Here is a 13495-nt window from a genome sequence, read left to right as displayed (position 1 = left end):
GCCAGTCCACCAGTCCGAACAGGGTACGCCCCTCGACCCGCTGCAAGTGCTTCCCTGCCTGACGCAGCTGGTTGCCGGCCTGAAGCACCTTCCTCATTGCAGTTCGCCCTTGGTAAAATGCCATACAGCTCATACTGTATCGGCCTGAGCTGTTTACCGGGGGAACGCCAATGGCCGAACAGGAGCATAAAGACCACATCATCGAGGATCTGCGGGCAAAGCTTGCGGAGTACGAGCGCCGGGAGGCCGAGCGCTCCACCTTCGAGCAGGCCCCCATGGGCATGGCGCACCTGGACCTTGAGGGACGTTTCCTGCGCGTCAACCGGCGCCTGTGCGAGATCCTCGGCTACTCGCCGGACGAACTGACGCAGCGCACATTGCGGGAGATCACCCATGCCGAGGATCTGAGGAAGAATCTGGCACGCATTGACCAGCTCATGCGTGGGGAAATCGACCGCTTCAGCATGGAAAAGCGCTACCATCGCAAGGATGGACGGATCATCTGGGCCATGCTCACAGCCACCCTGACCAGGAACGAGCACGGCGAACCCCTCTTCCTTCTGGCCGTGGTCGAGGACATTACGCGGCGGAAGCAGGACGAGGCCGAGCTACACCTCCGCGAAGATCTCTTCCGCACCCTGGCCGAGAACTCACCCGACGTCATCTCGGTCTATGACCGGGACCTGCGCCGCGTCTACGTAAGCCCGGCTATCGAAATGGAAACCGGGCTCTCTCGGGATGATCTCGTCGGCAAGACCTTGCGGAAGCTGCAGGCGGAGAGTGCGGTCTACACCCAGGAAATGGTCGATTCGTTCGAGGAAGGGGTCCGGCGGATCTTCGAGACGGGCGAGCTGGTAACGGTCGATTTCACCTATCTCACTACGGCGGGCAAGAGGAAGTTCCACCAGTTGCGCATGGCGCCCCTGCGCTCCCCTGACGGTGAGGTCAGGCAGGTCATGTCCATCAGCCGGGACATGACGGCGCTCAAGGAGACCGAGGCCGACCTGCACATCCGGGAAGAGCACTACCGCGCCCTGGTCGAGAACTCGCCGGATGGGATTGTCCGTTATGACAAGGACCTGCGCTACCTCTACGTCAACCCGTGCTTCGCGAGGATGACAAGGCTCCCGGCCCAGGCCATCGTCGGCAATAAACTTGGAATATTAGGCTTATCTCTGGAGATGCAACAGAGAGTCGCAGGGGCAGTCCGTGAGGCCTTGGCGACCGGCCAGGAGCAGTCCTGCGAAATAGCCTGGGAGGGGCCGCAGGGAATCAAGCTCATCGATATCAGGTTCGTCCCCGAGGTCGGGCGGGATGGCGAAATGAAAACCGTGCTCGCGGTGAGCCGCGATATCACCGACCTAGCGCAGGCCAAGCGGGAGGCCGAGCGGGCCAACCGGGTCAAGAGCGAATTTCTGGCCAGCATGTCCCACGAGATCAGGACACCCATGAACGGCATCATCGGTCTGACCGAGCTTGCGCTCATGCAGAGGCCCAAGCCCAAGGTCCGCGACTACCTCGGCATGGTCAAGCAGTCAGCGGACTCGCTACTTGGCATCATCAATGATATTCTCGATCTGTCCAAAATCGAGGCGGGGCGCATCGAGCTGGAGAAAAGCTTTTTCAGCCCGCGCGAAATGCTCGAAGGACTCTTTGAAACCATGCGTATCGAGGCCGAGCGCAAGGGGATCACCTTCTCGACCAAGATCGACCCACGCGTCCCTGCAAGTCTTTTTGGCGACGAGGGGCGTCTACGACAGATCTTCGTCAATCTCATCAGCAATGCCCTCAAGTTCACCGAGGCCGGGAGCGTTTCCGTGCAGGTAACTGCAGAAGATCATTTGGATTTGGCCAAGCCTGGACCAGTGGAGATCATTGCTTCCATCCGCGACACAGGCATCGGCATCCCGGCGAACAGGCTGGAGTCGATCTTCGAGCCCTTCGACACCGGGACGCGAAGTACCAGGCATGGCGGTACGGGGCTTGGACTGACCATCACCAAGGGGCTCATCGATCTCATGGGCGGCCGGATCACAGTCAAAAGCCGACCCGGCAAGGGCAGCACGTTCAGCTTCTCGGTCATGCTCGAACTTGCAATACCGGAAGAGAAGCCCGAGATGGCCGCACAACCCGCTGCCGAGCCGGAACTCCGGCCGCTCAAGATCCTGCTTGCAGAAGACAACGAGATCAACCGCTTCCTGGCTTTGGAGCTGCTTAAGGAGCGCGGGCACGTGGTCACGGCCGTGGAGAACGGCAGGGATGCCTTGGATATGCTGGCTAAAGAGCGTTTCGACCTCGTGCTCATGGACGTGCAGATGCCGGAGGTCAACGGTGTGGAGGCGACCCGGCGCATCCGAGCAGGCAAGGTTCCGGGCACTGACCCGCGCATACCCATCGTCGCTCTGACCGCCTATGCCCTCAAGGGAGACCGGGAGAAATTCATGTCCGCCGGCATGGACGATTACCTGTCCAAGCCCATCGATATGGAAGAGCTGGACCGGGTGCTGGAGCGGATCGGGTCGGCTGGAAAAAGCGTAGAATAAGTTGAATAGGCGTTGCGCAGAAAGGCCCCAGGCGAGAAGTGATATGCCCCCCGTCAAGAGCCAATCTTCCTGGGGTTTGCGCGGATCGTGTTGAGCGAACTGTTCGCAATTCTTCCGGAAGAGCGGAAGAGTCTATTCCCCTTCTCGGACAGGAAAACCAAAGGCTACTTCAGCCAAGAGCAACCTTCCAGTTTGTCAGGTATGTCCGAAGGCGCGACCCTAACTGTCCAATAGCAACGCTTTACAAGCACCCTAAAACCATTACTTATGCTATCTTTGATTTTTTTATAATTTGGTGCTCATCTCCATGGGCAACCCCAAAGCGATAGGGATTGGCCGCTCACGGCCAAGGCAAACAGCGACGCGTAATGGCAACAGCTCTCCATTGAAAAGGTGTCTGGATAACTTTTACAGGCAGGATAACTCAAATTGCGATGCAAGGCCCTAAGCAATGCTTGTAAACAGATGGGAATCCTGAGCTTTTCCATGTTGGTTCTGTCCCTGGGGTTCGCTTTTAGCGGATGCCAGGGGGGACAGGAGGCGAAAGAAGAGCTCATCAAAATCTCTCTGGCAACGACTCCCGTAATCTACACAGGGCTCATTGCCGTTGCCGATCAAGAAGGCTTTTTCAGGCAATCTGGCCTGGATGTGTCGATCCGAAGCGACTATCCAGCCGGGCTGCAGAGCATGCAGGCGCTTGAACGCGGCGAGGTCCAGATGGCCACGGGGGCTGCTTTTGTCTTCTCGGGGATGATGGAGGATGACCCCTCCCTGCGCGTCCTGGCCTCTGTCGGATCCACGAGCGACCATGAGATCGTGGCCAGAAAGGACAGAGGAATCCTCAGGCCGTCCGACCTGCAGGGCAAGCGGATCGGCGTTGTCTTGGACACGGTGAGTGAATACGCCCTGTCCATGTTCCTTCAGATGAACAACATTGATCCCGCCACACTGACGTTGGTTGACATCTCCCCGCCCGAGATGCCCGAGGCCCTGGCCCGTGGCGAAGTGGACGCAATCTCCGTTTGGGGCAAATTTTCCTACCTGGCGATAAAAAGGTTAGGGGAGAACAGCGTATCCTGGCCTTCTCAGTATTCCCTGGACTACCATTGGGTATTGGCGGCCAAGGAGGATCTGTTGGCCAACTCGCCGGAGGTAGCCAAACGGTTTCTCCTGGCGCTCAAACAAGCTGAACGGTTCGTCTTGAGCAACGAAGAAGCGGCAAGAGCCATAATTACCCAAAAATGGGGCCTTGAGCAGGATTTCGTCACGCAGGTTTGGAGCAAGAACAAGCTGCGGGTTGCTCTCGACCAGCCCCTGATCATTTCGCTTGAGAACGCCATTCGCTGGAGAATGCGTAACAAGGGCAAGACGGAAGAGATGCCGAACATCCTGAGCAAGATCCATCAGGCTCCCTTGGAGGAGATCGATCCGAAGGCAGTCACGCTCTACAGGTAGGCCTAGGGGAAGCAATGCATCGAAAGCGCATAACATATTTATTTGCTTTGTTAGGTATAGGGACCGCTCTCGCGTTTTTCCTGTACCGTCCGCATTGGCAATCCCACACATCACCCATCCCAATCGCCATTTCAAGGATGGATGTGCCGCATTCCGGGCTGCTGCACATTGCAGAGGCCAAAGGCTTCTTCACCGAAGAAGGGCTCGCGGCGATCATGAGGACCTCGTCTACCGGTTACGAGGCGATCCAGGAACTTTTGCGAGGCGAAACCGATGTCGGAGCGGCAGCCGAAACCCCGATAGCCAAGACCTTGGCGGAGGGAAAGCAGATCAAAGTCATCGCCACAATTTTTACCTCATCCATGAATGTGGGCATTGTTGCGCGCAAGGACCGCGGCATCACTGAACCGCAGGATCTGAAAGGTAAGCGGATCGGTGTCGTATTTGGAACAGCCACGCATTACATGCTGGAAACCTTTCTGGCATTCCACAGGATTCCCGTGGATGCGGTCACAATTGTCGCCACCAAGCCGGAGGCCATCGAAGCCGACCTGACTTCCGGAGAGCTGGATGCAGCCGCGACATGGAACCCTCACTTGACTCAGGTGCAACAGCAACTGGGGGGCAACGCGCAAACCTTCTATCCCGACAAGTTCTACGCCGAGACGTACAATTTGGTCGTGCGCCCGGATTACCTGTCGAAAAAACGGGAAACGGTGGACAGGTTGCTTCGCGCGCTGCTCAAGGCGGAGTTGTTTGCCAGCAGCCACCCGAACGAGGCCAATCGGATAATCGCCTCGGCTTCGGGAGCCGACCCCAGTCCCCAGCGTGGATCAAGAGAGCCGTTGACCTATGAATTGTCGCTTAAACAGTCACTGCTGCTGGCCACGGAAAACGAGGTAAATTGGCACTTCCGTCGCGGCCTCGTGCAAGAAGGTCCCTTTCCTGATATATTGAATGCCTTCGCGCCGGAGCCGCTGCGCGCACTCAAGCCGTCTGGCGTAAGCATCCTGAAGTAAAATCATGAGCATTCGAAGAATCCTTCAGATAGCCGCAGTTGTCGGTATTGCCAGTGTCTTGATGGTATCAGCGACCATCTTCGCCTTGAGGACCATGGAAGATCGGCATGCTTCGGAATCGCAACATCTGAATAGCGCGGTGCGAAAGATCACCTTACTCCTCGGTCTGGTGCAAGAGCCCTCAGGTTTCCAGAATCTACGCGCAGCCTTGCAGTGGCAAACCCATTATGCGGATCTGGCATCGGTACTCAAGGCCCTGCCGACGCTTGATGAACAGTCACGAATCCTGAAAATCCGAATTCTTCAGGAACATGCCTCGATAGGCGCCCTGTTCAAGAATCTGGCGGTGACCGGTCAAGCCGACGTTGAGATGGATGTCAGGCAGATGATCCAGGGGCAACTGGTTGTCAGAACCGCATCCATGGTAGCCGACGTGCTCGCCATCAATGACCTGACGGATAAGTATATGTACCGCGAAAGGCGATGGATGCTGGTTTGGACGGCAAGCGCGGTCGCATTCCTGGCGGGGGTCGTCGTGTCGCTGCTGTACACTCTGCAACGCAGGGTCGTCTCCCCCGTCGTGAGCCTGGAAGCGGCCACGAAGGCTTTGAGTATCGGCCGCCTCGATCATCCGATCCGGGTGTCGGGAAACGATGAGGTCGCAAAGCTTGCGGCAAGTTTCGAGGACATGAGGGTTGCCCTGCGGGAGCGGTTGGCTGACCTTTCGGAAGCCAACCGCCGGGCCCAAGAGGCCCGAGATGAGTCCGAGAAGCGGGCGGCCGAGCTGGATGCAGCGCTTATGTCACTGGCTGAGGGCATCATTTTCTATAACACGGAACATCAAATCACGTACCTGAACCCTTCGGCTGAGAAGATCCTAGGCTTCTCCCTGGAGAATGTAAGCGATTTGCCAGCGGATGCGCGGGTCAAGCTTTTCACAGTTCGCAAATTAGACGGGAGCATCCCCACCAAAGAGGAGCTGGTGGGCTGGAGGGCGCTCCATGGCGCAACTGTCCACGGCGAGGAGTTCATCATCTACCCACAAGGCTCCTCTCTTTCGTCCAATATCCTCTCCAGCGCGGCTCCTGTCAGGACAAGCGATGGCAGAACCCTCGGAGCGATCCAAACACTGATCAACATCACCGAGCGCAAGCGGACCGAAGAGGCTTTGCGCGAGAGCGAGGAGCGCTACCGCTCCATCTTCCATAACAGCCACGCAGTCATGCTGCTAGCTGATCCCCAAACAGGGGAACTCGTGGACGTCAATCCAGCCGCATGCGCCTACTACGGCTACTCGCCAGAAGAGTGCCGGCGCATGACCATCGGCCAGATCAATACCCTGCCCATTGAGGAGTTTCGCGCCAGGATGATGGAGGCTGCGTCCAAGGAGCAAAACAAGTTCGAGTTCAGGCACAGGCTGGCTTCGGGTGAGGTTAGGGATGTGGAAGTCTACAGTGGTCCCGTGCGCGTCGAGGGCAGACTGCTTCTCCACTCCATCGTCCACGACATCACCGAGCGCAAGCGCCTGGAGGAGGATCTGTTCCAGGCCAAGGCTGAAGCCGAAGCCGCCAACCGTGCCAAATCCGAGTTTCTGGCCAGCATGTCCCACGAGATACGCACGCCCATGAACGGAGTCATAGGCCTGACCGAGCTTGCGCTCATGCAGGAACCCAAGGGCAAGGTCCGCGACTATCTGGGTCTGGTCAAGCAATCCGCCAACTCGCTGCTCGACATCATCAACGACATTCTCGACCTGTCCAAGATCGAGGCGGGTCGCGTGGAGCTGGAGCATGCCGACTTCGACCTGCGCGACATGCTCGACAGCCTGTTCGAAACCATGCGCCTCACGGCCGAGCGCAAGAGACTGTCTTTCACCGCAGCCATTGATCCGGGCGTTCCTGACTGGATCAAGGGCGACGAGGGCCGGCTGCGGCAGATATTCGTCAACCTCATCGGCAACGCGGTCAAATACACCGAGACGGGACAGGTCTCCGTGCACGTGGGTCTGGAGAACGCCCATGATTCGCCGGTCGCGGGGGATAGCGACAAGCCCGAGCACATATGCCTACTGGCCTCTGTCAAGGACACGGGCATCGGCATCCCCAAGAATAAGCTAGAAAAGATTTTCGACCCCTTCGACACGGGCGCCCGCGGGGCCAAACACGACGGCACTGGCCTGGGACTGACCATTACCAATCGGCTCGTGGAACTCATGGGTGGCAGGATCATTGTCAGAAGCGAGCCCGGCCAAGGAAGCACTTTCACCTTCTCGGCCGCGCTCGAACCGGCAAGCAATACGGCGACCACCCAAGAGTCCGTACAGGCGGCGGTTCTGCCGGACGCCCGGACGCTACGGATTTTGCTCGCCGAGGACAATGAAATCAACCGCTTCCTGGCCCTGGAACTGCTCAAGGAGCGCGGGCACGTGGTCACGGCCGTGGAGAACGGCAGGGATGCCTTGAATATGCTGGCTAAAGAGCGTTTCGATCTCGTGCTCATGGATGTGCAGATGCCGGAGGTCAACGGTGTGGAGGCGACCCGGCGCATCCGAGCAGGTAAGGTTCCGGACACTGACCCGCGCATACCCATCGTCGCTCTGACCGCCTATGCCCTCAAGGGAGACCGGGAGAAATTCATGTCCGCCGGCATGGACGATTACCTGTCCAAGCCTCTTGACCTGAAGGAGCTGGATCGGGTTCTTGAGCGACTTGGATCGGATAAAGGAGCCGCGGATTAGACGGTTCGCTCGCGCTACGCCCCCGGAAGCCTACCAGCCAAGCATCGCCAATGTCTCGTCGAAGCGGGCGTCGAGATCGGCCTCCAGGCCGGCCAGGTCTTCCGCGGCCAAGCCCAGGGACTCCCAGACACCGGAGTCCAGAGGCTGCACGAAAAAGACAGGCGTGCCGCCATATCCTAAGGCCTTGCTCAATATGTCCGCTAGATGCACCACGGCTGCCTCGCCGCGAGGTTCGCCCCTGCTCGGCTCATGATGATGGAGCACGGCCAGGGCCAGATTGAGCGGGAAATTCCATTTGCGCAGCAGAATGGCCCCGAGGCGGGCGTGATCGAAGCCGAGCACCTTGCGCTCGGCTTGCACGACCTGCAGGTGCTCGGCCTCGGCCAACTCCAAAACCTCGCGGGCCAGGTCGGGGATGGCCTCGAAGATGGCCAGGCGTCCAAGGTCGTGCAGCAGGCCGGCCACGAAGTAGCGCTCGCCATCCTTCCTGCCGCTGCGCGCGGCTATGGCCCGGGCCAGGATGGCGCAGGCGATGCTGTGCCGCCAGAAATGCTCCATGTTCAGCAACTGCACGGGCCGCTGATTGTAGGACTTGAGCACCGATACTCCCAGCGCCAGAACCGAGACTTGCCGCGTACCCAATAGGGCCACGGCTCGTGAAACAGTGTCGATGCGGGAAGGGAAACTGTACAGCGCGCTATTGGCTATGCGTAGAAGATAAACGGAGAGTCCGGGATCAAGGCTGATGATCCTGGCCAGGTCCTCGGCCGAGCTGGCAGGGTTGTCGATAGCTCTTTGCAGCTCAATGATTACACGGGGCAGAGAGTGCAGCTTGATCTCCCTGGAAACGATTTCCATGGGATCGACGCCTGCACCTGCAGTGGCTGCCTTGTGTCGCAAAGCTTCGGAAGCCTCATCCACACGCGGCTTGGGATGAGTGAAAAGACCTGGCTTGGCTTCAGCTCGTCTCATCGCCATGGCACGGAGTTCCTGCATGACCGGATGGCTGATACCGGCATGCCTGAAAAGATCCGTAACGTTTAGCTGACCGTCGTTGATCATCCTGTGCGCCGTGTCTGAAGTCAGGTTTCCGGTCATTTTGCCTCATCGCCACCCGGCAGGAAAGATATCCTTTAAGCATTATCAGCGCTACACCTAGCACGATACTGACAATAAATCATTTTCATCTTCCATACCAGCCTTCAATAAAAATAGTCTGCTCCATGGCATATATCACCCGTATTCACCTCTCAATAAATTTTCTGCCGGCCAATAATCCACGATTGCTGGACACTTGCACTTAAACACGCCACTTTGCAAGGAAGACGAGACTTGTTCCCGGCCTGAGAATTGACTAAAGACAGCCGAATACCTTTGTAGACCAGTGGAGTTTGCCTGATGCCAGACAGAATTCTCGTCGTGGATGATGATGTAGCGTTCGGGACCATGCTTTGCGAGGCTATTGTCGAGCGAGGCTATGAGGTCGAGCGCGCCACCTCGGCCGAGGAAGGCATCGGCAAGATCGAGCAGGGCCAGTTCGACATTATCCTCCTGGATGTGCGCCTGCCGGGCATGTCCGGCCTGGAGGCCCTGCCTATCATCCGCCGCACCGATCCCCAGGCCGACGTCATTGTCATGACCGCCTACAGCGAGAAGGACCCAGGCCTGGAAGCCATCAGGAATGGAGCCTACGACTTCTTCACCAAGCCGTTCAGCCTGGCTGAAATGGAGATAGTCATCAAGCGTGCCGTGGAAAAACGCCGCTTGCAGGAACGTATCCTGGCCCTGCAGAAGACGCTTCGCCGCGAAGGCCCCTCCTCCAGGATCATCGGCCAAAGCGAGGCAACCAAACGAGTGGTGGCGCTGGTCGAGCGTCTGGCCAGGCTGGATACCACGGTGCTCATCACCGGCGAGTCGGGCACGGGCAAAGAACTCATCACCGACACCCTGCACGCCCTGAGTTCGAGGGCCGAAGGCCCCTGCGTCAAAATCAATTGCGCGGCCATACCCGAAACCCTCATCGAGAGCGAGCTGTTCGGCCACGAGAAGGGAGCCTTCACCGGCGCAAACGCGGTCAAGAAGGGCAAGTTCGAGATGGCCAAGAACGGCACCATCATGCTCGACGAGATCGGTGACATGCCACTGCACCTGCAGCCCAAGCTCCTGCGCGCCGTGGAGCAGAAGCAGATGGAACGCCTGGGCGGGGTCAAGCCCGTGGCCTATGACGTGCGCATCATAGCCGCCACCAACCAGGACCTGCCCGCTCTCATACAGGAAAGGAAGTTCCGCGAGGACCTTTACTACCGTCTGAACATCGCCACGATTCATCTGCCTGCCTTGCGCGAGCGCAAGGAGGACATCCCCCTGCTCATCAACCACATCCTCAAGGAAGTGAACCTGAAGATAGGAACGGACATCTCCTCCGTATCCTCCGAGGCCATGGACATACTCTTCCGTTACGACTGGCCCGGCAACGTGCGCCAACTCGCCAACGCCATGGAACGGGCGGCCATCTTCTGCCAAGGCTCGATCATCACGGCTCAAGACGTCAATATAGCTTTGCAGAAAAGGCCTCAGGCAGAGCCGGATGTCCTGACCATCACTCCCGGCGAGGCCATGTCCCTGCGCGATACCTTGCAGCAGATGGAGAAGAATCTCATCCTCGGCGCGCTAAAGAGATCCAGTGGCGTGCAGACCAAGGCCGCACAGCTTCTGGGCATCAGCCCCAAGAATCTGTGGAACAAGCTCCAGAAGCATTCCATAGGATCCGACGAATACGAAGCGCAGTAGCCTGAGGTTTCCAACCCGTCTCACGCCTGAGCCTCCGTTCCCATAAAGCCGTCTCGTTTCACGCCCGGACGACGGAACCATAGGCCGGCTCAGGATCGAAAGTTGCTGCCGGCCGTTTTCCCTGCCTGATTCAATACAAATGAATAGCGGACCAGGGATTCTCCTGGCGAGCCTCGCCGCCTGGATCACTCGTGAACGGAGCGGATTGCCCTTGCCCCTTGAGCAGCGCGGCAGCCTTGCCGCTCAAGGCTATCCCGGACCACATGCTTGCGAGCAGCGGAGTCAGCGGCTTGTAGGCCATCTCTATATGCACCAGGATTTTTTCCCCCGCGCGGTCGGGATCGCACTCCTGAAGCGACCCTTCCGCCGCAGCCCCAGGCTCGTGGCTTACCCGCACGACGGACGTTCCGGCCTTTAACCAGGAAGCTTTATTGCTGACCACGTCCATGATGCGCGCCACGCGCTCGGAATCCGTCCCGTCGGCGTGCTGTAAGGCGGTCATTGCCCCTTCGCGGGCAGCAGTCTGCAAGGTCATCCAGGTCAACATCATGTTTCCCCCTTCCAAGGCTCCCCAATAGACCACCAAGAAGAGGGGAAGGATAAACGTCATCTCTCTCAGCAAAACAAGGCTGCGAGGAATTACTTTATGTCCTTTTCTCTTATCTTCGCTGATACGCATTTGATTATGCATCTTCAAAGCGCTCCTTGAATGCCACACAGCAACGTGCATGCCAAAGCATTTTCAATGCATGCATAGAGACGCTGATTGCTCCACTGCACTACTTTCCGATTTTCCGAGTGGCGAGGCACCACGATTTATCCTTTATGCATTCGCACTATTCAACTCGCCCTTTTTCATCTCCACTGCCCATGGATACAGCAAAAATTATTCAACCGGCTATCCGCGCCAACCCGCTTCCCATTCCGCCGAAACAGACAAGAACCCATGCGGTCCAGACCATCCAGGATGGATTGCCGCTGCCGAGAGCGGCTTACTTCCCATGCACCCTAGCGGCCTTCAGCCTACCCTCCTCCACGAAGCATGTATTATCCGCCAGGCAGCCCGATGGCACACGCCTTTACTTTCACTGGCTTTTCTGCTCAAGCAAAGCCATGTCCCTTCGCATCAAGGCGGTCCTGATACTGATACTGCTCACGGCCGCCTACGCCGTGATCACTCTCAGCGTACAGCGTTTGTGTGTTTCCCCGGAGTTTGAAAAACTCGAACAGGAACACGCCAGGAAAGACCTGTTGCGTTGCGTCTATGCCCTGGAGGACGAACTCGCCCATCTGGCGTCCGCCGCGGCGGACTGGGGTATCTGGGACGATACCTATGCCTTCGTATCCGCACCTGACGCCCGCTTTATCGAGTCCAATCTGACGCAGACGGCCTTCGCCGAATTGCGCGTGCACATGATCCATATCTATGATGCCAAGGCCGAATTCGTGACCGGCGGAGCCTGGGACTGGCGCAGCGGCCAGGCCATGGATCCGGGCGACGCCTTCCACCTCCAAATGAAAAAAATGCTGGCCGCCCGCAAAGGGGAGCAGCCCCTGACGGGCATCTGCTCGACGGATCAAGCGCCTCTGCTCCTGGCCGTATCGCCCATCCTGAACAGCCATAAGCAAGGCCCCAGCCGAGGCTGGCTGGCCATGGGCCTGTACCTGGATCAGGAGTACCTGGAAGCACTGCGTCGCAAGGTTCAGGCAGGCTTCCATCTGGACCGGCTTGACGCGCCGCCATTATTACAGGCTTCGCTGCGCTCTCCCTCGTCACGGGCCGAGCCGGACTTGCTGGTGGAAAACACCTCTTCCGCGCTCAAGCGCGTCTCCATGCTCAAACCCGATCTCTTCGGCCGGTCTACCTTCGTGCTCTGGGCCGAAGTGCCCCGCACGATTACCGACGTGAGCGAGTCGGCCTTGCGCATGAGCCTCACCGGAGGGTTGCTGGCGGGCATCGTGGTGCTCCTGTGTCTATGGATATTCCTGGACCAGACAGTGCTCAGACCCCTCGGCGACATCCGCAGGCACATGACGGGCATGCGCCAGGATGGCGATCTGTCCCGGCGACTGCCCACTCGGCGCAAGGATGAAGTGGGCCTGCTGTCCCGCGAATACAATGCCATGCTCGACCGCCTGGGCGACTCGCGCCATGAGGCCCTGCGCCAGACATACCGCCTGGGCATGGCTGAGATGGCCTCGGAGGTGCTGCACAACGTGCGTAACACCTTCAGCCCGCTCAAAGCCGGGCTGTTCATGCTTCGCGAGCGGCTGGCCCGGGAAGGCGCTCTGGCCGCCCTGCCTCCAGAATCCGCCCGCCCTGACCACGTGCGCCCGGGCCTGGGGCTGCGTAACGCCGAGAACAAGACCGCCGAGTTGTACGAGCAGGCCCAGGCCCTGGAAAAGGATCTGGATTCCCTGCAGCGCTTCAACCTGGGCGCACGCTCCACCGAGCCCCTGGCCTTGCGCGTCATTCTCGCTGACTCATTTCTCTTCGTGCCGGACCCGTTGCGCCAAATGCTTGAACTGAAGGCCGACGAATCCCTTGCCGCCATGCCAACGGTCATGGCCAACCGAGTGACATTGCTCGAGGTGTTCTCCAACGTGCTCAACAACTCGGCCCAGGCATACGGTCAGGCCGGTCAACAGTCCGGTACAGTCGAGGCCAGGGCCGAACTCGAAATGCACGGCAACCACGGCATTGTGCACCTGATTCTGTCCGACCGGGGCCCTGGACTTCCAGAGCCCGAGCTTGCACGCATCTTCCAGAGAGGATACACCTCGAACAAAGAAAAACGGCTGGGCCTCGGACTGCATTGGTGCTCCAATGCCATCAACGAAATGGGCGGGCGCATCTGGGCCGAGAGCCCAGGTCTGGGCCAAGGCTTCGCAATTCACATCCATCTTCGGGCGGGCTGATGCGCCCTCACAAGACATGAACGAACAAATTC

8 protein-coding genes are annotated in these 13495 nt (G+C 58.7%); 6 read left to right on the top strand and 2 right to left on the bottom strand.

Translation table 11 applies throughout. The features are described 5' to 3' along the window. Positions 1-170: 170 nt before the first annotated feature. The 4 genes from H585_RS21840 to H585_RS0119100 all read left to right on the top strand — a co-directional run bounded on the left by H585_RS21840 (position 171) and on the right by H585_RS0119100 (position 7754). Positions 171-2543 (top strand): PAS domain S-box protein, encoded by a 2373-nt coding sequence (locus tag H585_RS21840; RefSeq protein ID WP_244432648.1) that lies wholly within the window; start codon positions 171-173, stop codon positions 2541-2543. 465 nt (positions 2544-3008) lie between these two features. Next, positions 3009-3998 (top strand): ABC transporter substrate-binding protein, encoded by a 990-nt coding sequence (locus tag H585_RS0119110; RefSeq protein WP_338032542.1) that lies wholly within the window; start codon positions 3009-3011, stop codon positions 3996-3998. A 14-nt stretch (positions 3999-4012) separates the two neighbouring features. After that, a complete protein-coding gene (locus H585_RS0119105; RefSeq protein ID WP_027369008.1) occupies positions 4013-5017 on the top strand; it encodes an ABC transporter substrate-binding protein in 1005 nt (334 codons plus the stop codon). 94 nt (positions 5018-5111) lie between these two features. Further along, positions 5112-7754, top strand: coding sequence for a PAS domain S-box protein (locus H585_RS0119100; RefSeq protein WP_027369007.1), 2643 nt, complete (start codon positions 5112-5114; stop codon positions 7752-7754). 30 nt (positions 7755-7784) lie between these two features. On the opposite strand, the gene H585_RS0119095 is transcribed toward H585_RS0119100, so the two are convergent. Further along, positions 7785-8732 carry an HDOD domain-containing protein gene (locus H585_RS0119095; protein ID WP_237707593.1) on the bottom strand — a complete coding sequence of 316 codons (948 nt, stop codon included), beginning with the start codon at positions 8730-8732 and terminating at the stop codon, positions 7785-7787. Between the two features lie 420 nt (positions 8733-9152). Here H585_RS0119095 and H585_RS0119090 point away from each other — a divergent pair, with 420 nt between their 5' ends. Beyond that, positions 9153-10544: a sigma-54-dependent transcriptional regulator gene (locus tag H585_RS0119090; protein WP_027369006.1), complete on the top strand. Its 1392-nt coding sequence runs from the start codon at positions 9153-9155 to the stop codon at positions 10542-10544. 130 nt (positions 10545-10674) lie between these two features. On the opposite strand, the gene H585_RS0119085 is transcribed toward H585_RS0119090, so the two are convergent. Further along, positions 10675-11235: a TadE/TadG family type IV pilus assembly protein gene (locus H585_RS0119085; protein WP_027369005.1), complete on the bottom strand. Its 561-nt coding sequence runs from the start codon at positions 11233-11235 to the stop codon at positions 10675-10677. Between the two features lie 422 nt (positions 11236-11657). Between H585_RS0119085 and H585_RS0119080 the strand changes: the two genes are divergently transcribed. Then, a complete protein-coding gene (locus H585_RS0119080) occupies positions 11658-13463 on the top strand; it encodes a CHASE4 domain-containing protein (protein ID WP_027369004.1) in 1806 nt (601 codons plus the stop codon). Positions 13464-13495 lie beyond the last annotated feature (32 nt).

The organism is Desulfocurvibacter africanus subsp. africanus DSM 2603 (genome assembly GCF_000422545.1).
Classification (GTDB): Bacteria; Desulfobacterota; Desulfovibrionia; order Desulfovibrionales; family Desulfovibrionaceae; genus Desulfocurvibacter; species Desulfocurvibacter africanus.
The sequence above is the reverse complement of the archived record's forward strand: the minus strand, read 5'-3'. Positions and strand labels throughout refer to the sequence as shown.